Raw genomic sequence first — 17,560 nt, 5'->3', positions numbered from 1 at the left:
CCGCCCGCTCGCGAACGAAACCCGCCCGCCCGCGTTGGCCGCCCTGAGTGCAGCGGCCATCCGAGGAGAATCATGAGCGGGACCCAACTCAGCGACAAGGCCCTGGCGGTCTTCGCCTTCGCCGCCTTCCACCAGCTCGAGAGCGGGCAGAAGGTCTCGAAGGTGGTGCGCCGGGACGGCGCCGGCCACAAGGCCGACGACGAGGCCGTCGCGGAACTCACCGAGCGCGGCCTGATCTCCCTCGACGGCGATTATATCAACCTCACGGCCGACGCCGAGCGCATGCTCGAGGAGGCGATCCGCGGCATGCGCCAGGCGCTGTCGGGTTGAAGGCCGGCGCCGGGCAACGAATTCCCGGCCTCCACGTTCTCTCGCGTCCCCCAGCCGGGACGCGCGGAATTGTCCGCTGGCGGGCCGTGCGTTCCGTGCTAGCCTTCGTGGCGGGGGGATGAACGCGCGATTTCTCGCGCCGGGAGCCTTTGCATGACCGATCGCCCGAGCCCCGAGCAGCCCACCCGGTCCCCCGCCCTGATGCGGCTCGACCGGATGGTCGGCCGGGCGCGCCTGGTGCTGTGGTGGGAGCGGATCTGGCCGCTGGCCTGGGGGCCGCTCGCCGTGATCATGGCGTTCCTCATCCTGTCCTGGCTCGGCCTGTGGCTGGAGTTCGGGCCACGCGGACGCCAGATCGGCCTTGCCCTGTTCGGCCTCGCCCTCGCCGTCTCGCTCGTGCCGCTGCTGCGGCTGCGCGGCCCCGGGCGGCCCGCCGCGCTCGACCGGCTCGACCGGGATGCCGGCCTGAAGCACGGCCCCGCCCGCGCCCTGGAGGACACCCTCGCGGCGGGCTCCAACGATCCCGCCTCGCGCGCCCTGTGGGAGGTGCACCGCCGCCGGGCCGAGGCCGCCGTCGGCCGCCTGCGGCTCGCGGCGCCGAGCCCCGGCATGCCCGGGCGCGACCGCTATGCCCTGCGCGGCATGGGCATCCTCGCGCTCGCGGCGAGCGCCGTCGTGGCCGGCCCCGAGATCGCCCGGCGCACGGGCTCGGCCTTCGACTGGCGCGTGCCCTTGGCCGCCGCGCCCGTCTCGCGCATCGACGGCTGGGTCGACCCGCCGCTCTACACCCGCACGCCGCCCCTGATGATCGACTTCGCGAACGCGGCGGGCGAGCAGCGCCTGCGGGTGCCGGTGAAGTCTACCGTGGTGATCCGGGCGGCCGGCCGGGGCGACGCCTCCGTGACCCCCGAAGGGCGGCTCGCGGCCCTGCCGAAACCCGACAACCAGCGCCAGGACCTGCGCGAGCAGCGCTTCACCGTGGAGGGCGACGGCACCCTTCTCGTGGGCACGGGCCTCGCCTCGAGCATGCGCCTCACCATCCAGGCCATCCCCGACGCCCCCCCTACCATCGCTTTCGCGACCCCGCCCGAGAACGGCCAGCGCGGCACCTTCACCATGGGCTACGTGGCCCGGGACGACTACGGCATCGTCTCGGCGGAGGGCATCGTCGAGAAGGGCGAGGGGCTCGTGGGCAAGCGCAGCCTCGTGCCCGCGCCCAAGATCACCCTCCAGCTCCCCGCCGATCCGCAGGCCGACGCCGAGACCCGCTCCACGGTCGACCTCTCCGAGCACCCCTGGGCCGGCGCGCGGGTGAAGATCACCCTCGTGGCCCGCGACGAGGCCGAGCAGGAGGGGCGCAGCGCCACCCTGGACTTCACGCTGCCGGCGCGGCCCTTCACGAAGCCGCTCGCCCGCGCCCTCGTGGAGCAGCGCCGCAACCTCGTCCTCGACCCCGACGACCGCCGCACGGTCCAGACCGCCCTCGACTCGCTCATGATCGCGCCTGAGCGCTTCACCCCGCAATGGGGCGTGTTCCTCGGCCTGCGCATGGCCACCGAGCGCCTGCGCCGGGCGCGCAACGACGAGAGCCTCGTCGAGGTCGCCGACATGCTCTGGCAGATGGCGCTCCAGATCGAGGAGGGCGACCTCTCCCAGGCCGAGCGCGAGCTGCGCGCCGCCCAGGAGCGCCTGCGCGAGGCCATGGAGCGCGGCGCCTCCGAGGAGGAGATCCGCCGGCTCACCGAGGAGCTGCGCCAGGCGATGAACAATTTCCTGCGCGAGTTCGCCGAGCAGATGCAGCGCAACCAGCAGAACGCCGAGCAGCAGCCGAACCAGAACCAGCCCGAGCGCACGATCACCCCCGACGACCTCAACCGCATGCTCAACCAGATGCAGGAGGCCATGCGCAAGGGCGACGTGGCGGAGGCCCAGCGCCTGCTCCAGGAGCTGCAGAACCTCCTCAACAACCTCCAGGCCGCCCGCCCCAACAACCGGATGAGCGATCCGATGGCGCGGGAGATGAGCCGGCAGATGAACGAGCTCGACGACCTCACCCGCAACCAGCAGCAGCTGCGCGACGAGACCTTCCGCGACGGCCAGCAGAACCGCGCCCAGCCCCGGGGCAACCGGCAGCAGGGTCAGCAGCAGGGCCAGCGCCAGCCCGGGCAGCAGGGGCAGCGGCAACCCGGGCAGCAAGGCCAGGAGGGCCAGGAGCAGGCGGAGGGCCAGCAGGGGCAGCAGGGGCAAGGCCAGCAGGGCCAGCAAGGCCTCCAGCAGCGCCAGCAGGCCTTGCGCGAGCGCCTGGAGCAGCTCCAGCGGCAGATGCGCGGCATGGGCATGCAGGGCGAGCAGGGCCTCGGCGATGCCGAGCAGGCCATGCGCGAGGCGGAAGGCGCGCTCGGCCAGGGCCAGGAGGGCCAGGCCGTCGACGCGCAGGGGCGCGCCCTGGAGGGGCTCCAGCGCGGGGCCCAGGGCATGGCCCAGCAGATGCAGCAGATGATGGGCGAGGGCGAGGGCAACGAGCAGGCCAACGGCGAGCAGCCCGGCCAGGCGCAGCCCGGCCAGCGGGGGCAGAACGCCCAGCGCGACAACGACCCCCTGGGCCGCCCGACCCGCTCGCGGGACTTCTCGGACGGTCGCGTCCGGGTGCCCACCGCCGACGAATCCGCGGTGCAGCGGGCCCGGCGCATCCTCGAGGAGCTGCGCCGCAAGCTCGGCGACCCCACCCGCCCCCGCGAGGAGCTCGACTACCTGGAGCGCCTGCTGCGGCCGCGCTAGCGGCTCGGCGGCGGACACCCCCTCCCCTCACCCCTGCCGGGCCGCCACCGGGCGGCCCGGGGCAAATCGTCAGGCTTCATGAACGCGCTTACCAACCTTCTCGTCCCCATCGGCATCGGCGCCGTCGCGATCGTGCTCGCCATGGGGCTGTTCAACATGCTGCGCGGCGGCAGCGCCGACCGGTCGCAGAAGCTCATGCGCATGCGCGTGCTGCTTCAGTTCGTGGCGATCGTCATCATCATGGGCGTGATCTGGTGGCGGAGCGCCTGAGAGCCTGACCCGCAAGGGCTTGCTCACCACCCCCTCATGCTGAGCCTCGACGCACGCAGCACGCCTTCACAGCCGTCCGGAGACCTCTGGATCGCCCTTCGAGGTCCACCTGCGGCGGGCGCCTCAGAACGAGGGTGGAGGGCGGGCCGTCCTCATGGGCCAGCCTCCGAGGCGTTACGCCCTCCCGCGCCGCGCCCGGATCGCCGCCGCAGCGCTCATGGTGGCGAGGCCGAGGGAGATCATGGCGTTCCAGCCCGCCATGGAGACGCCGAGGAAGCGCCAGGCGGCCTCGGTGCAGCTCACCACCCGCACGGTCTGGAGCTGGCGCAGGAAGTCGCCCATGCCGGCAGCCAGTGCGGAGGCGCCGCCGCAATCGCTCGGCCCGGCCCAAAACCCCCACTCCACGCCCGCGTGATAGGCGCCGAGCCCCGCGCCGGCGAGGAAGATCACGGCGGCGAGCCCGAGCGCCGCCCGCGCCGGCGACACGGCGCCCCGCCAGGCCGCGAGAAGCGCGAGCGCCGCGACCGGCAGGCCGGCATAATAGGGCCAGCGCTGCTGGAGGCAGAGCTTGCAGGGGCGAAGCCCCACCACGTGCTCGAAATAGAGCGCCCCCAGGATCGTCGCGCCGCCCACGACGAGGACGAGGAGCGCGACCGTCTCGATGGAGAGCAGGCGGCGGTGGCTTGGGGTCATGGATGGGCTCTCAGGGGCCGGGCCGGGCGGCCCGCGCGGGAACACGTGCCCCTCACCTAGTCACCGGGCCGCGAATGTAAATCCACGAACCCGCGAGTCCGCCCGATTGACCCCCCTTCCCGGCCCATGGTACCGGACGGACCGGGCCCCTGTGGCGGAATTGGTAGACGCGCTCGACTCAAAATCGAGTTCCGCAAGGAGTGCTGGTTCGATCCCGGCCAGGGGCACCACCCGTCAATATCCCCGTCGTCCATTCATGTCCGAACGGCCTTGCGCTCATGTCGGCGAGCTGGAGCCCGCACGAACGGGAGCGACGATGTGAATGAGGCGATGGCGCCCGTGCATCGGAGCGTCGCGGCCATGTCAGGCGCTTGGCAGGAGCGCACCGCCCTCCCACATCTTCATATCCTCGAACTGCGAACCCTCGCCCCTCGCATGGACTGGCTCGCCGAACCGATCTTCATCGTCCTGACGTCCCTAGCGGCTCGCCTCCTTCTGCCGCTGCTGACGTTCGGCTTCGTGAGGATCCAGCCCTGGCTGGACGTGCCCCAGACCCGCTTCTGGACCCGGGACGGACGCCGGATCGTCATCAGCGCCGACGCCGCGCCGCTCGTCGGCTTCGTCCTGCTGGTCGCAACCGGGGTGTTCGTGTACCGGGCGATCTACGGCTGGGCGTACGACGGGCTGTAATTCTGCACGGGTGCACCATCCTCCCCGGGCATCAGGCGGCGAGCCTCTGGGCGAGGCGGGGGAGGTCCTCGGGGGCGAGGAGGCCGCGGTCGGTGATGACCCAGGCGCGGTGGGCGGCGGTGCCCAGGGCGAACCGGAGCGCGTCCTCGATGCTTGCGAAGTGGTGGCGGTCCTCGCCGAGCAGCACCGTCGCGGGGTCGGTGGGCTTCAGCCTGGCCATGTCGTCGGTTTCCATCGCGTCCTCCTCAGCGTGAACCGAGCTTAAACGCGACATCTGAAACCGGGGCCAAGGAGAACGCTCAAATTGAAGCGGTCGGGCCCGCACGCCCGCCAGGACGCCCCGCGTGAACGCCCCGTTCCGGAGCCGTTCATATGGGACGGCCTAGCTTGAGCTCATCGGCGCGTGCCTGAGCCGGCAGACCTGATCACTCTCGCCGGCCAGCGACCACAAGCAGGACGGGCCTGCCCGCGCCGTCCCCGTCCCGCCCGCAGGGCTCAGCCGCGCCCGGCGCGATGCTTCTGCACGAAGGATACGGCGGTCATGAGGCCGAGGGCGACGAGCAGGAGCGGGAGAGCGGACATCGGCTGAGCCCTTCGGTCGCCCGCGAATCGACGCGGGCCTCGATTCATCCTCCCCCGGGGCCGGTTACGGAAGAGATACGATGGTATCTCCGGCCCGCCCGCCCGAGAGCACGTCGGATCGGGCCGATGCCGGGCCGGCGCGGGGGCGTGCCCTAAGGCTGCGACGTTCCCGGGATCGCCGGAGGGCTGCGGGGGCGTCCCCGGCGTCGGCAAGCTGGGATCCGGAACCACCCGGGTGCGCCCGTCTTTCCCCCGTTGAGACTCTCGAACCCATGGAGCCCACCATGCCGCAGATGTTCGACTGGATCTTCTTCGCGATCGTCCTCCTCCCCACCGCCTTCCTGATCTGGGACTGGCGCCGGGAAGCCTGACCTCCCGCTCCCGCGGGGCTCGTGGAGCACCCGTGAGGCCTCGCCCGGACGGATGAGCCAAATCCGTTCCCGGCGCGGTCACGGGCGTTCCCCTCCGCCGCCGATCGGCGCATGCTGGCGCTCCCGGTCGACCGGGACCACAGGGAGCGTCGGCTCGGCCGACGGACGACGGATGCCGCAATTTGTCATCGAACGAAACATGCCGGGCGTCGGCGGGGCGTCGGCGGCGGACCTGAAGGGCGCGTCGCAGACCTCGTGCGGGGTGCTGCGCGACCTCGGGCCGGAGATCCAGTGGGTCCACAGCTACGTGACCGACGACAAGATCTACTGCATCTACCGCGCGCCGAACGAGGAGATCATCCGGGAGCATGCCCGCCAGGGCGGGTTCCCGGCCGACAGCATCTCGCAGGTGCGCTCGGTGATCGACCCCACGACGGCGGAGTAGGCCGCACCACCGCACGCGGAGCCCGCCCGGCATCATGGCGCGGGCTCCCCCGATGCCCGGGAGGGGGGCGATCCACCTATTCTGCCGTCGGCGGCGCCTTGAGGCGGACGCCCGGGCCCATGTCGCCGGCCTCGAGCAGCGCGACGCCGGATGCGTCGAAGACCCGGACGAGCTGGGCCGCCGACGCGCGCTGAAGGTCGTGCCGCCCCCCTTCGAAATCCCGGATCGTCGAGCGGGAGAGCTCCGCCCGCTCGGCGAGGTGTTCCTGCGTCCAGTCGAGCAGGCCGCGGGCGGCGCGGCATTGGGCAGGCGTGATCTTCGCCATGACGTCTTGACCATCCGGGCTGCTGTCAGCCATATTGGTTGATATATCTCAGCCATCGTCGAGGTTCAAGCGCCGGCCCCGCGGCCGCGAGGAGGATCATGCCCCACCATACGTCCCTGATCGCCACCATCGTCGCGGGGCTCTGCCTCGCTTTCGTCTTCGGCGCCCTGGCCCAGCGGGTCCGGCTGTCGCCCTTGGTGGGCTATCTGCTGGCGGGGGTGATGATCGGGCCGTTCACGCCGGGCTACGTCGCCGACCAGCAGCTCGCGCCGCAGCTCGCCGAGATCGGGGTCATCCTGCTCATGTTCGGCGTGGGCCTGCATTTCTCCCTCGCCGACCTGATGTCGGTGCGGGCCATCGCGATCCCCGGCGCCGTCGCCCAGATCGCGGTGGCGACCGCGCTCGGGATGGGGCTCGCCCACCTGCTCGGCTGGTCGCTCGGCGCAGGGCTCGTCTTCGGCCTTGCCCTGTCGGTGGCCTCGACGGTGGTGCTCCTGCGCGCCCTCCAGGAGCGGCGCCTCGTCGAGACCGAGAAGGGCAAGATCGCGGTGGGCTGGCTCATCGTCGAGGACCTCGCCATGGTGCTCGCCCTCGTGCTGCTCCCCGCCACCGCCGGCCTGCTCGGCGGGCGGACGGACGCGGCGGCGGCGGATCCCGGCGGCCTCGTGGCCTGGCTCGCGCCGGGCTCGGTCTGGGCGGTGCTGGGCTGGACGCTCCTGAAGGTCGCGGCCTTCGTGGGGCTGATGCTGGTGATCGGGCGCCGGGTGATCCCCTGGGTGCTGCACTGGGTGGCCCATACGGGCTCGCGCGAGCTGTTCCGGCTCGCGGTGCTCGCCATCGCGCTCGGCGTCGCCTTCGGCTCGGCGGCCCTGTTCGGGGTGTCCTTCGCCCTCGGCGCCTTCTTCGCGGGCATGATCCTCGCCGAGTCCGAGCTCAGCCACCAAGCCGCCAAGGAGACCCTGCCGCTACGCGACGCCTTCGCGGTGTTGTTCTTCGTCTCGGTGGGCATGCTGGTCGATCCCAGCATCGTGGTGCGCGAGCCCCTCTCGGTGCTCGCCACAATCGGCATCATCGTGGTGGGCAAGTCGCTCGCCGCCTTCCTCATCGTGCGCGCCTTCGGCCACCTGGCGGGCACCGCGCTCACCATCTCGGCGAGCCTCGCCCAGATCGGCGAGTTCTCCTTCATCCTGGCGGGCCTAGGGCTCTCGCTCGGGCTCCTGCCCCGGGAGGGTAACGACCTGATTCTCGCGGGGGCGATCCTCTCCATCATGGTCAACCCGCTGATCTTCGTGGCGCTCGACCGCCACGCCGCCCGGGAGCGCGAGGCGCGGGCCGGCCTCGAGAGCGCGGCCCCCGCCTCGCCGGCCCCGGAGCTGCCAGCGACCGCGCTCACGGGGCACGTGGTGCTCGTGGGCCATGGGCGCGTCGGCAGCCTCATCGCGGCGGATCTGCGGGCGCACGGCATCCCCTTCCTCGTCGTCGAGGAGAACGAGGCGCGGGTGGCGCGCCTGCGCGAGGACGGGATCGAGGCGATCCGGGGCGAGGCCGGCATGCCGGGGGTGCTGGAGGCCGCGAACCTCGCGGGCGCGCGCCGCCTCGTGAGCGCCATCCCGAACCCCTTCGAGGCTAGCACGCTCATCGAGGCCGGCCGGTCGGTGAACCCCCGCCTCGTGGTGGTGGCCCGGGCGCATTCGGACGCGGAGGTCGAGCACCTCCAGCGCTACGGCGCCGACCACATCGTGCTCGGCGAGCGCGAGATCGCCCGCGAGATGACGGCCAGGCTCCTGAACCGCGCAACCACGGACGATGCCGGCGAGGACTCCCCCGCCCCCGACGGCGACGCCTTCGAGGCCGCGCGCCGGCGGACCGCGTGAGGGCGGCAGGGCAAGCCGGCAACACCCCGGGAATATGTGGGATCAGGAGGCGACGAGGGGCCCCGCGGGCCGGCCTGGTCAGACTTTGTTTTGCGAATCAGGACGACCTTGCGGGGGCCATCCCGTCCGGCAGGTCCCGACCCCCGAGATCCGCTGCCGCATCCCTCAGGGGCCGGAGCCCGACGGGCTGTGAGATGGTGGTCAACCACAGTCGCGTCTAACTGGGGGAGGTGTATCGGCACCTCCCCCGCTCTTTCTATCGCCGACCCGTCCCCGTACGGCAACGCTTACGAGCACCGGGGCCCGTTCCGCCTCGCGACATGGTTTCGAAGCGGTGGCCGCGATCGCCGACGCGCGGTTAACGCTCCCCCCCCGGCCTAGCGGCCGCGCGAGCGGATCATGAAGCTGTCGAAGGAATATTCGGCCACCTGGAACCAGAGATATTCCTCGCCCCGGAACGCGCGCAGCGCCTCGTAGACCTTCTTGAAGTCCGGGTTCTTCGCCGAGATCTCGTCATAGACCTCGTTCGACGCCTTGTAGGCCGCCTCCATGATCTCCTGCGAGAACGGGCGCAGCTGCGCGCCGCCGCCCACCAGCCGGCGCAGGGCCGCCGGGTTGCGGGCGTCGTACTTGCCGAGCATGTCGATGTTGACCTGCGCCGCCGCCGCATGGACCGCCGCCTTGTAGGCCTTGGGCAGCTCGTTCCACTTGTCGAGGTTGAACATCACGTGGACGAGCGGGCCGCCGTCCCACCAGCCCGGGTAATAATAGAACGGCGCCACCTTGTTGAAGCCGAGCTTCTCGTCGTCATACGGGCCGACGAACTCTGCGGCGTCGATGGTGCCGCGCTCCAGCGCCGGGTAGATGTCGCCCCCCGCGATCTGCTGGGGCACCGCGCCGAGCTTCTGCATCACCTGGCCGCCCAGGCCCCCGATGCGGAACTTGAGGCCCTTCAGGTCCTCGAGGGTCTTCACCTCCTTGCGGAACCAGCCGCCCATCTGGGCGCCCGTGTTGCCGGCGGGCAGGGCATACATCTTCTGCTTGGCGAAGAACTCGTTGCACAGGTCGAGGCCGCCGCCATGGGTCATCCAGGCGTTCTTCTGGCGCGCGTTGAGCCCGAAGGGCACGTCGCAGGGCAGCGCGAAGGTCGGGTCCTTGCCCACGTAATAATAGGTCGTGGCCTGGCCCACCTCGACGACCCCGTTCGAGACCGCGTCGGCCACCTGGAAGGTGCCCACGATCTCGCCGGCCGCGAAGGGCTGGAGCTGGAAGCGCCCGTCCGTCAGGTCCGCGAGGACGCGGCAGAACAGGTCAGCGCCGCCATAGAGCGTGTCGAGGGATTTCGGGAAGGCCGACTGAAGGCGCCAGCGGATCTCGGGGGCGGATTGGGCGATGGCCGGCGCGGCGACGGCGCTGGCGGCCGCACCGACGGCGGCGCTGGCGAGGAAGTGACGGCGCTTCATGAATTCCCTCCTGGGCGAATGTAGGACTTGGCGTCCCTTGGGCCGGCCCGCATGGCGGCCGGCGGAAAGAGCCTAGTTCGGCCCGCGACCCCGCGCCATCCTCCTTCTGGCCACGAAGGGGCGCGGCGCCGCTCAGGTCCGGCGCGGCTGGAGATGGAGATAGGCAGGGTCGAACTCGCCCGCCGCCGCGAGGCCCGCCCAGTCGTCCACCGTCAGCGAGCCCCCGCGCAGGGTGATCAGGCCCGCCGCCCGAAGCTCCTGGAGCGTGCGGTTCACGTGGACGGTGGAGAGGCCCAGGATGTCGCCGAGCTCGGCCTGGGTGAGGGGCAGGTCGCAGGTGTCGTCCTGCACGAGCCCCACCGCGCGCAGGCGCGCCACGAGCTCGCACAGGAGATGGGCGAGGCGCCCATAGGCCTCGCGCCGGCCGAGATTGAGCATCCATTCGCGGAAGATGGCGGCATCGACGAGGGTCTCGCGCCAGAGGATCCCGCCGATGCGGGGATGGGCCCGGCAGAGCTCGCGTATCGCGTCGTGGGAGATGAAGCCGAGGCGGCAGGGGGTGAGCGTTCCGACGCTGTTGTCGAGGGTGTTCAGGTGCAGGCTCTGGAGGTCGGGAATGTCGCCTGGAACCTGGACCGCCATGATCTGGCGCCGGCCCTCGGCCGTGAGCTTGTAGACGCAGGCCAATCCCTCGAGGAGGACGCAGCAGCGGGTCGGGTGGTCGCCCTCCCGCACGATGTCCTGGTCGGCCTTCAGCTCCGCCGTCTGGACGGGCAAGGCCTGCAGGGCCGCCCTCTCCCCCGACGTGAGGTCGAAGGGGGCGAGGCTCTCCAGCTTGAGGATCGCCGGATGGATGTCGGAGGCGGCGGATGACGTCACGCGGGCGCTCCCTCGGATCGCGGGCCGGAGCCCGCGCTCACGTCATGCCGGCATCGTCTCGAACGTGGGACGCGCGATGCGGACGTCCCGGCGGCGCCGGCCCATGACGGCGCGAGCGGGACGCTAGCACGGAATTGTCGGCCCCGCAGCCGCCGTGCCTTGGCGCAGCGGCGCTCAGCCGCCCCCCCGCGCCGCGTCGCGCACGGCGACCTCGCACACGATCCGGTCGCTGTCGTCGGTGATCACGATGACGCCGTCGAGCGGGTCGACGCCGAGGGGCATCTCGGGCGCCGTCAGCCGGCGGGCTTCCCGCTCGGCCCAGGCGCGAGCCGCGTCGGCGTCCGGCAGCTCGACGCCGCACTGATCCAGGCTGAGATAGCCCCCGGCCCGGAAATGGAAATGGAACCGGGGCGGCGCGTCGAGATGCTCGAAGGCTTCGGCAAGGCGCGCATAGACGTTCGTCAGCGTCTGGGCGCGGACGGCGAGATCGTGCCCCCGGGTGCAGTCCCCGGCGTCCGGAACGGCATGTGGGCTCCTGTCCTGGTCCATCGATCGCTCCGGGGCTCGCGACCACATCACGTCACGGCGTGGCTTAAGCCTCGGTGCCGTCTGGCGCATTCACCCATGTTGATCGGGGCTCCGGGGCCACGCAGCCGGGGCCTGGACCACGAGCCCAGGCCCCAAAACGGAAAGGAGCCCGGCGCTGCCGCCGGGCTCCCCTCTCGCGTCCGATCCGAGGGATCAGAACTTGTAGCTCGCGCCCACGCGCACGGTGTGGAAGTCGGGCTCCGAGGAGGCGCCCAGACCGACCGTGCGGTCGTCGAAGCGGCCCAGGTCGTAGGAGGTGTAGCGGTACTCGGCCCGGACCGTCAGGTTGTTGGTGACGGCGTACTCGACGCCGGCGCCGAGGGTGTAGCCGAAGGCGTCGTCGCTGAACTTGATGGAGTTCGTGACCGACACGCCGCCGACGGCGGCCGTGGAGGAGAAGCGGGCGCCGAAATCGCCATAGGCGACGCCGCCGGTGGCATAGACCAGGGCGCGGTCGAAGGCGAAGCCGATGCGGGCGCGCAGCGAGGCCTGGTAGTCCAGGGTCGCCTTGTACGAGTCGGTGAACACCACGCCGCCGGCGGTGTAGGTCTCGACGCGCTTCGACTCGATGCCGGTGGCCTCGATGTCGCCCTCGACGCCGACGACGATCGAGCCGAACTGGACGTTGTAGCCGGCATGCACGCCGCCCACGACGCCGTCGAGGTCGCTGCCGTCGAGGCGGCCGTAGTTCAGGCCCGTGACGGTGTCATAGATGCGCACGTTCTCCTGGCCGAACGCGTAGCCGCCCTGCACGCCGACATAGAAGCCGGTCCAGGTGAAGACGGGAACGGACATGATCGGCGCGGCCATCGGGGCCATGGAGCGACGCGGCAGGTCGGCCGCCGAGGCAGCGACGGTGAGGCCCAGGAGTGCGGCGGCGGAGAGGAAAAGTGACTTCATGATCTGAACCCAATGGGGAAATGCGGGAGGCGACAGATCGCCGACCGGGGTTAAGAGCAGGTTACCGGGATGGCGCGAATGCCGTGCACCAGACGCCCGTGGCGGGCGCGCAACAGGCGGGCGCGCCTCAGCCCGTGCGGCGGCGGCCGCGAGGCCGGTCGGGCCGCCAGCGCGCCTCGTCGAGGCCCCATCCGGGCGGGGCGAAGCAGATCCAGGCGAAGAGGATCATGGCGAGCATGTAGATCGCCAGAAGGGCGTAGAGGAAATCCATCGCGGGCGAGCCTCACCTGCTTGCCCCGTCCACTGCTGCGTCGCCCTGTTTTGACGCTATCGTCCCCGGGGTGGATTACCGTTCCGTTAAGTCAGGCCGGCCCCTCGACTTGATCTCGGACGCGGCGCGTGCCGAAGCGGGGACGTGCGGGCCGGACGCAAGAAGGGCGGCTCCGGGGAGCCGCCCTCGTTCGATGGGTCCGAGCCGTCGCGATGCGGTCAGTCGCAGATCTTGATCCGCTTCACCACCATGTCGCCCCAGGGGTTCACCCGGCGCTTGATGATCACTCGGCACTCCTCGCCACCCCAGGCGGGGCGAACGCTTACCGGGCGGTTCCAGGAGCGGCGCTCGGGCCAGGAGCGATAGCCGTCGTCGTCATAGCCGTGACCGTGGCCGTAGCCGTAGCCGCGCCCTCCGCGGCGCTCCTCGACGTAGCGCTCCACCTCGCGGCGCCCGCCGCCGTAATAGCCGCCGCCGTCCCATTCGGCGACCTGGCGGACGCCTACGGGGGCGTTGATCGAGATCGAGATGTCGGCGGCCTTCGCGGCACCGCCCAGCACCAGAACCGACAGGGCTGAGAGGGCAAGGGTCTTCAGGGGGAACTGCATGGAAGCCTCCGAGGCGGGCGGTGCGTCGCGTTGATCACCGCCCCATGGACAGGACCCTAGACCCCTCCTGTTGAAGCGAACCCGAACGCGGCCTTCATCGGCCGTTCAGCCGCGAAAACCGGGCCAGGCGGCCCTCAGGAACCAAGCGACAGGCGTCACGTTGCCGTCGCGCGGCGACCCATCCGAATTCGCCGCCCAACTGGGAGGTTGTCCAATGCGTTACGGATTATTGTGCACGGCGGCGGTGGCCGCGCTGGCGCTCAGCGTCGCCGGCGGCTTCGCGCAGTCGGGCGGCGGGTCCGCCGGCGGTTCGGGCGGCGGCTCCGGCGGCTCGTCGGGCGGCATGAGCGGCTCGACGGCCGGCGGCGGCGGCTCGTCGGCCGGCGCCGGGTCCTCGGGCACCATGCAGCCCTCGGGCTCGGCGCAGTCGGGTTCGTCGGGCTCCTCGGGCTCGATGCAGTCGGGCTCCTCCGGGTCGTCCGGCACCATGCAGTCCGGGTCCTCGGGCTCCGGGCAGTCGGGCACCGCGTCGAGCGGGCAGCAGCAGGGATCGGGCTCGTCCGGCACGGCGTCGAGCGGCCAGCAGGGCGGCTCCAACTCCGGCACCACGTCGAGCGGCCAGCGGCAGGGTTCGGGCTCGTCGGGCACCGCCCAGGGCACGCAGCAGCAGCAGGGCTCCGGCTCAGCGCAGAGCAACCAGTCGGGCAGCACCCAGGGCTCGTCGCAGAGCAGCTCGTCCACGAGCAGCTCCAGCAACTCCACCACCACGGGCTCGCTGCCGGCGCTCCAGGGGGAGCAGCGCACCCAGGTCGTCCAGTCGTTCTCGAGCGTGAACGTCACGCCCGTGACGAACGTGAACGTCTCGATCTCGTCGGGCACCGTGATCCCGGAGACGGTCGAGCTGCGGGAGGTGCCCGCCGACGTGATCCGCGTGGTGCCGGCCTATCGCGGCTACCGCTTCTTCGTGATCCGCAACCAGATCGTCATCGTCGAGCCACGCTCGCGCAAGATCGTGACGGTGATCGAGCGCACGGGCTGAGCCCGGACGCTGACCAGGTACGAACGCCGAGGGGACGGCGCCGCCGTCCCCTCCCCCGTCAGGCCGGCACCGCGAGGGGCGCGAACTCCGCCGCGACCCGCTCGTAGACGGCGCGCTTGAACGGGATGATGAGCTCGGGCAGCCGCTCCAGCCGCTCCCAGCGCCACTCGTCGAATTCCGGCCGGTGCCCGGCGGGGCAGCGGATGTCGATCTCGTCGCTCTCGCCGAGGAAGCGGAAGGCGAACCATTTCTGGCTCTGGCCGCGATAGCGCCCCTTCCAGGCCCGCCCGGCCACGTCCCGGGGCAGGTCGTAGTTGAGCCAGTCCTCCACCTCCGCCATGAAGCGCACGGTGCGGACGTTGGTCTCCTCGTGGAGCTCGCGCAGGGCCGCGTTGTAGGGATCCTCGCCGGGGTCGATCCCCCCTTGCGGCATCTGCCAGGCATAGCCCCCGCCCACATGCTCGGGGCCGGCCTCCGACTTGCGCCGCCCGACGAACACCAGACCGTCCCGATTGAACAGGGCGACGCCGACGCAGGCGCGATAGGGCAGCGCGTCGATGTCGACGTGTCGTGCCGCTTTGCGGTTCGTGGTCATACGCCTGCGCAGCTCCCAACCATCGGCGGAATCGGTTCGGCGCGCTGCCCGGAGCGCCGTTCGAACCCCCATTGCTACGTGATTCGCCGCGCCGTCGCGCGGCCTTCCCCATTAAACGCCCCATCGGGCGTCGGGATCAACCCGTCGTCGTGGCGTCGGGTGCCGCAGGCGCGCTCAGCGCTCGGCGCGCAGCACCGAGGAGACCGGGACGAGCAGGATGCCGCGGGCCTCCAGGCCCCGGGCCCAGCGCTCCAGGCGCTCGATGGTGAGCGGCAGCGCGCTCGCGCTGCCAACGGCCACGCCGCCCTTGCGCGCGATGTCCTCCAGGCGCGCGAGCTCCCGGTCGATCTCGTCGGGCCGCGCCACGGCGTCGATCACCCGGTCGGCCGCGGCGGCGGGGGTGCCGGCCTTGCGGGCCAAGGCGGCCACGATGGAGCGGGGCGAGGAGCCGTCGTCGAGGAAGCCCAAGCCCCGGGTCCCGATCTCGCGCAGGATCGGCGCCATCGCGGCCTCGTCGGCGGTGATGCGGGCGCCCATGAAGTTCACGATGCCGACATAGCCGGAGAAGCGCGCCATGATCCAATGCAGCCGGTCGAGGTTCTCGGCGGCCTTCGCCTTGGCGGTGAGGGTGTGGGGGCCCGGATCGTTGTCGGGATAGTCGAAGGGCTCCATGGGCACCTGGAGCATGACCTCGTGCCCGTCCTCCCGGGCGCGGGCGACATGCCGCTCCAGGTCGTTGCCATAGGGCGCGAAGGCGAGCGTCATGGCGGGCGGCAGCTTGGCGATCGCGCTCGCGGTGGCGCTCTGGCTGATCCCAAGACCGCCCACGAGGATCGCGACGCGGCCCGCGGGCGTCACGCCGCCGGGCAGGGACTCGGCGGGTCTCGCGTAGACGTCGAGAGGGCGCACCCCCTCCCCCGCCTTGGGCAGGGTGCCGTGGCGCCCGCGCTCGACGAGGCGCCGGTCGGGCGCCGGGGCAAGGCGGATCGCGGCCGGCGGGGTCGGGACCCGCACCACCACGGACGCCGGCGCGCCCGAGCCGTCGGGGCGCAGCACCGTGACGCCCGAGGCGCTCTCCAGCTCCACCGCGGTGCTGCGCGCGCCGTCCCGGCCGGGCAGGTCCACCACGCGGCCGCCTTGAGCGGGGGCTGCGGGAGCCGGCGCGGCGGCGATCCGTTCCACCGCCACCCGGGCGTAGGGCTCGCCGCCGAGGGGATCGTCCACCACCGCCACATAGGCCCCGAGCGCCGCGGCGCCCGCCCCCGCGAGGGCGGCGAGGATGCGGGCGAGGGGCAGGGACGGCAGGCGGCGCGGCTCGCGCCGGTCCATCCCGAGGGGCTGCATCAGGGCGTCGGTGGTCACGGTCGGTCCTCGCGGCGCGCCCGAATCACGGCGAGCGGCGCATCGAGCAGACCCCTGCGGGCGTTAAGGTTTCGTTGAGCATGCTGCGCCGGACCGCCATGCGGGCCCGAGGGGTGAAGCCCGGCCGCAGGCGTGCTACATGGCCGGCAGTTCCGTCTCGAGGTCCAAGCCATGACGCTTGCCCTGCACAAGTCCCCCGAGCCCGATATGGGCGGCCTGATGCTCGATCTCGGCCGGCGCGCCCGCGCCGCCGCGCGGGCCCTCGCGCTCGCCTCCACGGAGACGAAGAACGCCGCGCTCCTGGCCATCGCGGCGGCGATCCGCGAGCGGGCGCCGGCGATCCTGGCGGCGAACGCGGAGGACGTGGCCGAGGCGACCGCCCGGGGCCAGACCGCCGCCTTCCTCGACCGCCTCGCCCTCGACGCCCGGCGCCTGGAGGCGGTGGCGGCGGCGGTGGAGAGCATCGCGGGGCTGCCCGACCCCGTCGGCCGGAGCCTCGCGCGCTTCGAGCGGCCGAACGGCCTCGCCATCGAGCGGGTCGCGACGCCGCTCGGCGTGGTGGGCGTGATCTTCGAGAGCCGCCCCAACGTCACGGCGGACGCGGGCGCCCTGTGCCTCAAGGCGGGCAACGCGGCGATCCTGCGCGCGGGCTCGGACAGCTTCCGCACCTCCTCGGCGCTCGCCGCCGCCATGGCCGAGGGGCTCGCGCGCGCGGGCCTGCCGGCCGACGCGATCCAGCTCGTCCCCACCCGCGACCGCGACGCCGTGGGCGCCATGCTGACGGGGCTCAATGGCGCCATCGACGTGATCGTGCCGCGCGGGGGCAAGAGCCTCGTCGCCCGGGTGCAGGCGGACGCGCGGGTGCCCGTCTTCGCCCACCTGGAGGGCGTCTGCCACGTCTACGTCCACGCGGACGCGGACCTCGCCATGGCGAGGGAGATCGTCCTCAACGCCAAGATGCGGCGCACCAGCGTCTGCGGCGCCGCCGAGACCCTTCTCGTCGACCGCGCCTGCGCGGCCACGCACCTGAAGCCGCTCGTCGCCATGCTCATCGGGGCCGGCTGCGAGGTCCGGGGCGACGCCGCCGTGCAGGGCGCCGATCCGCGCGTGGTGCCGGCCACCACCGAGGACTGGCCCGCGGAATATGGCGCGCCGATCATCGCGGCCGCCGTGGTCGACGGGCTCGACGCGGCCATCGCCCATGTCGAGCGCTGGGGCTCGCACCACACCGACGCCATCGTGACCGCGAACGAGGCCGCCGCCGCCCGCTTCCTCGCCGAGGTGGACTCCGCCATCGTGCTCCACAACGCCTCGACCCAGTTCGCCGACGGCGGCGAGTTCGGCTTCGGCGCCGAGATCGGCATCGCCACGGGCCGCATGCACGCCCGCGGCCCCGTCGGCCTGGAGCAGCTCACGAGCTTCAACTACCGCATCCGGGGCACCGGGCAGACCCGGCCGTGAGGGAGGGGGGCGCCTCTCCTCTCCCCGCCGTGCGGG

The 17,560-nt window shown here is 72.1% G+C and carries 20 protein-coding genes and 1 tRNA gene; 9 read left to right on the top strand and 12 right to left on the bottom strand.

Going from position 1 to position 17,560, the window contains the following annotated elements; all coding sequences use genetic code 11:
* Nucleotides 1-72 precede the first annotated feature (72 nt).
* From F0L46_RS23940 to F0L46_RS23930, 3 genes are all read left to right on the top strand, one after another.
* Nucleotides 73-330, top strand: a complete 258-nt coding sequence (locus F0L46_RS23940; RefSeq protein ID WP_149822137.1) for a hypothetical protein — start codon at nucleotides 73-75, stop codon at nucleotides 328-330.
* A 153-nt stretch (nucleotides 331-483) separates the two neighbouring features.
* Nucleotides 484-3,108: a TIGR02302 family protein gene (locus F0L46_RS23935; RefSeq protein ID WP_149822136.1), complete on the top strand. Its 2,625-nt coding sequence runs from the start codon at nucleotides 484-486 to the stop codon at nucleotides 3,106-3,108.
* A gap of 78 nt (nucleotides 3,109-3,186) precedes the next feature.
* On the top strand, nucleotides 3,187-3,378 hold the full coding sequence (locus F0L46_RS23930) for a twin transmembrane helix small protein (RefSeq protein WP_149822135.1): 192 nt from the start codon (nucleotides 3,187-3,189) through the stop codon (nucleotides 3,376-3,378).
* A gap of 174 nt (nucleotides 3,379-3,552) precedes the next feature.
* Here the strand turns inward: F0L46_RS23930 and F0L46_RS23925 are convergent, their stop codons facing one another.
* Nucleotides 3,553-4,071 (bottom strand): disulfide bond formation protein B, encoded by a 519-nt coding sequence (locus tag F0L46_RS23925; RefSeq protein ID WP_149822134.1) that lies wholly within the window; start codon nucleotides 4,069-4,071, stop codon nucleotides 3,553-3,555.
* 145 nt (nucleotides 4,072-4,216) lie between these two features.
* On the opposite strand from F0L46_RS23925, the gene F0L46_RS23920 reads away from it, so the two are divergent.
* A tRNA-Leu gene (locus tag F0L46_RS23920) sits at nucleotides 4,217-4,301 on the top strand.
* A 130-nt stretch (nucleotides 4,302-4,431) separates the two neighbouring features.
* On the top strand, nucleotides 4,432-4,761 hold the full coding sequence (locus tag F0L46_RS23915) for a hypothetical protein (protein WP_149822133.1): 330 nt from the start codon (nucleotides 4,432-4,434) through the stop codon (nucleotides 4,759-4,761).
* Between the two features lie 31 nt (nucleotides 4,762-4,792).
* Here the strand turns inward: F0L46_RS23915 and F0L46_RS23910 are convergent, their stop codons facing one another.
* Nucleotides 4,793-4,996, bottom strand: a complete 204-nt coding sequence (locus F0L46_RS23910; protein WP_149822132.1) for a hypothetical protein — start codon at nucleotides 4,994-4,996, stop codon at nucleotides 4,793-4,795.
* Between the two features lie 890 nt (nucleotides 4,997-5,886).
* On the opposite strand from F0L46_RS23910, the gene F0L46_RS23905 reads away from it, so the two are divergent.
* A complete protein-coding gene (locus tag F0L46_RS23905; RefSeq protein ID WP_149822131.1) occupies nucleotides 5,887-6,159 on the top strand; it encodes a DUF4242 domain-containing protein in 273 nt (90 codons plus the stop codon).
* A 76-nt stretch (nucleotides 6,160-6,235) separates the two neighbouring features.
* Here the strand turns inward: F0L46_RS23905 and F0L46_RS23900 are convergent, their stop codons facing one another.
* On the bottom strand, nucleotides 6,236-6,484 hold the full coding sequence (locus F0L46_RS23900; protein WP_240540134.1) for a helix-turn-helix transcriptional regulator: 249 nt from the start codon (nucleotides 6,482-6,484) through the stop codon (nucleotides 6,236-6,238).
* Nucleotides 6,485-6,582: 98 nt separating this feature from the next.
* Here F0L46_RS23900 and ybaL point away from each other — a divergent pair, with 98 nt between their 5' ends.
* Nucleotides 6,583-8,358 (top strand): YbaL family putative K(+) efflux transporter, encoded by a 1,776-nt coding sequence (gene ybaL, locus F0L46_RS23895; protein ID WP_149822129.1) that lies wholly within the window; start codon nucleotides 6,583-6,585, stop codon nucleotides 8,356-8,358.
* A 377-nt stretch (nucleotides 8,359-8,735) separates the two neighbouring features.
* Here the strand turns inward: ybaL and F0L46_RS23890 are convergent, their stop codons facing one another.
* From F0L46_RS23890 to F0L46_RS26360, 7 genes are all read right to left on the bottom strand, one after another.
* Nucleotides 8,736-9,821, bottom strand: coding sequence for a TRAP transporter substrate-binding protein (locus F0L46_RS23890; protein WP_149822128.1), 1,086 nt, complete (start codon nucleotides 9,819-9,821; stop codon nucleotides 8,736-8,738).
* A gap of 132 nt (nucleotides 9,822-9,953) precedes the next feature.
* Nucleotides 9,954-10,700 (bottom strand): Crp/Fnr family transcriptional regulator, encoded by a 747-nt coding sequence (locus tag F0L46_RS23885; protein ID WP_210247682.1) that lies wholly within the window; start codon nucleotides 10,698-10,700, stop codon nucleotides 9,954-9,956.
* A gap of 174 nt (nucleotides 10,701-10,874) precedes the next feature.
* The gene (locus F0L46_RS23880; protein WP_149822127.1) at nucleotides 10,875-11,249 is read right to left on the bottom strand and encodes a DUF6894 family protein; all 375 of its coding nucleotides are present in this window, start codon (nucleotides 11,247-11,249) and stop codon (nucleotides 10,875-10,877) included.
* Nucleotides 11,250-11,441: 192 nt separating this feature from the next.
* Nucleotides 11,442-12,188: an outer membrane protein gene (locus tag F0L46_RS23875; RefSeq protein WP_149822126.1), complete on the bottom strand. Its 747-nt coding sequence runs from the start codon at nucleotides 12,186-12,188 to the stop codon at nucleotides 11,442-11,444.
* 127 nt (nucleotides 12,189-12,315) lie between these two features.
* Nucleotides 12,316-12,459, bottom strand: coding sequence for a hypothetical protein (locus F0L46_RS26365; RefSeq protein WP_188312119.1), 144 nt, complete (start codon nucleotides 12,457-12,459; stop codon nucleotides 12,316-12,318).
* 218 nt (nucleotides 12,460-12,677) lie between these two features.
* Complete coding sequence (locus F0L46_RS23870) at nucleotides 12,678-13,067, bottom strand: hypothetical protein (protein WP_149822125.1); 390 nt, start codon at nucleotides 13,065-13,067, stop codon at nucleotides 12,678-12,680.
* 219 nt (nucleotides 13,068-13,286) lie between these two features.
* Nucleotides 13,287-13,907, bottom strand: a complete 621-nt coding sequence (locus F0L46_RS26360) for a hypothetical protein (RefSeq protein WP_188312118.1) — start codon at nucleotides 13,905-13,907, stop codon at nucleotides 13,287-13,289.
* On the opposite strand from F0L46_RS26360, the gene F0L46_RS26355 reads away from it, so the two are divergent.
* Complete coding sequence (locus tag F0L46_RS26355; protein WP_188312117.1) at nucleotides 13,897-14,106, top strand: DUF1236 domain-containing protein; 210 nt, start codon at nucleotides 13,897-13,899, stop codon at nucleotides 14,104-14,106. The genes F0L46_RS26360 and F0L46_RS26355 overlap by 11 nt on opposite strands.
* A gap of 58 nt (nucleotides 14,107-14,164) precedes the next feature.
* Here the strand turns inward: F0L46_RS26355 and F0L46_RS23855 are convergent, their stop codons facing one another.
* Together F0L46_RS23855 and F0L46_RS23850 are read right to left on the bottom strand one after the other, a co-directional pair.
* On the bottom strand, nucleotides 14,165-14,701 hold the full coding sequence (locus tag F0L46_RS23855) for an RNA pyrophosphohydrolase (protein WP_149822122.1): 537 nt from the start codon (nucleotides 14,699-14,701) through the stop codon (nucleotides 14,165-14,167).
* Nucleotides 14,702-14,875: 174 nt separating this feature from the next.
* Nucleotides 14,876-16,045, bottom strand: coding sequence for a divergent polysaccharide deacetylase family protein (locus tag F0L46_RS23850; protein ID WP_149822179.1), 1,170 nt, complete (start codon nucleotides 16,043-16,045; stop codon nucleotides 14,876-14,878).
* Between the two features lie 189 nt (nucleotides 16,046-16,234).
* Here F0L46_RS23850 and F0L46_RS23845 point away from each other — a divergent pair, with 189 nt between their 5' ends.
* Nucleotides 16,235-17,524, top strand: a complete 1,290-nt coding sequence (locus F0L46_RS23845) for a glutamate-5-semialdehyde dehydrogenase (protein WP_240540132.1) — start codon at nucleotides 16,235-16,237, stop codon at nucleotides 17,522-17,524.
* The last annotated feature ends 36 nt before the right edge of the window (nucleotides 17,525-17,560 follow it).

This window comes from Salinarimonas soli (assembly GCF_008386575.1).
Classification (GTDB): domain Bacteria; phylum Pseudomonadota; class Alphaproteobacteria; order Rhizobiales; family Beijerinckiaceae; genus Salinarimonas_A; species Salinarimonas_A soli.
The sequence above is the reverse complement of the archived record's forward strand: the minus strand, read 5'-3'. Positions and strand labels throughout refer to the sequence as shown.

What these genes read in the sequence shown, in the direction of transcription:
- F0L46_RS23850 (WP_149822179.1), bottom strand. Translation starts at nt 16,045, where the DNA reads ATGCAGCCCCTCGGGATGGACCGGCGCGAGCCGCGCCGCCTGCCGTCC.
- F0L46_RS23935 (WP_149822136.1), top strand. Translation starts at nt 484, where the DNA reads ATGACCGATCGCCCGAGCCCCGAGCAGCCCACCCGGTCCCCCGCCCTG.
- F0L46_RS23870 (WP_149822125.1), bottom strand. Translation starts at nt 13,067, where the DNA reads ATGCAGTTCCCCCTGAAGACCCTTGCCCTCTCAGCCCTGTCGGTTCTG.
- F0L46_RS23905 (WP_149822131.1), top strand. Translation starts at nt 5,887, where the DNA reads ATGCCGCAATTTGTCATCGAACGAAACATGCCGGGCGTCGGCGGGGCG.
- F0L46_RS23875 (WP_149822126.1), bottom strand. Translation starts at nt 12,188, where the DNA reads ATGAAGTCACTTTTCCTCTCCGCCGCCGCACTCCTGGGCCTCACCGTC.
- F0L46_RS26365 (WP_188312119.1), bottom strand. Translation starts at nt 12,459, where the DNA reads ATGGATTTCCTCTACGCCCTTCTGGCGATCTACATGCTCGCCATGATC.
- F0L46_RS23930 (WP_149822135.1), top strand. Translation starts at nt 3,187, where the DNA reads ATGAACGCGCTTACCAACCTTCTCGTCCCCATCGGCATCGGCGCCGTC.
- F0L46_RS23890 (WP_149822128.1), bottom strand. Translation starts at nt 9,821, where the DNA reads ATGAAGCGCCGTCACTTCCTCGCCAGCGCCGCCGTCGGTGCGGCCGCC.
- F0L46_RS23880 (WP_149822127.1), bottom strand. Translation starts at nt 11,249, where the DNA reads ATGGACCAGGACAGGAGCCCACATGCCGTTCCGGACGCCGGGGACTGC.
- F0L46_RS23910 (WP_149822132.1), bottom strand. Translation starts at nt 4,996, where the DNA reads ATGGAAACCGACGACATGGCCAGGCTGAAGCCCACCGACCCCGCGACG.
- F0L46_RS23900 (WP_240540134.1), bottom strand. Translation starts at nt 6,484, where the DNA reads ATGGCGAAGATCACGCCTGCCCAATGCCGCGCCGCCCGCGGCCTGCTC.
- F0L46_RS23845 (WP_240540132.1), top strand. Translation starts at nt 16,235, where the DNA reads ATGACGCTTGCCCTGCACAAGTCCCCCGAGCCCGATATGGGCGGCCTG.
- F0L46_RS23915 (WP_149822133.1), top strand. Translation starts at nt 4,432, where the DNA reads ATGTCAGGCGCTTGGCAGGAGCGCACCGCCCTCCCACATCTTCATATC.
- F0L46_RS23855 (WP_149822122.1), bottom strand. Translation starts at nt 14,701, where the DNA reads ATGACCACGAACCGCAAAGCGGCACGACACGTCGACATCGACGCGCTG.
- F0L46_RS23940 (WP_149822137.1), top strand. Translation starts at nt 73, where the DNA reads ATGAGCGGGACCCAACTCAGCGACAAGGCCCTGGCGGTCTTCGCCTTC.
- F0L46_RS23925 (WP_149822134.1), bottom strand. Translation starts at nt 4,071, where the DNA reads ATGACCCCAAGCCACCGCCGCCTGCTCTCCATCGAGACGGTCGCGCTC.
- ybaL (WP_149822129.1), top strand. Translation starts at nt 6,583, where the DNA reads ATGCCCCACCATACGTCCCTGATCGCCACCATCGTCGCGGGGCTCTGC.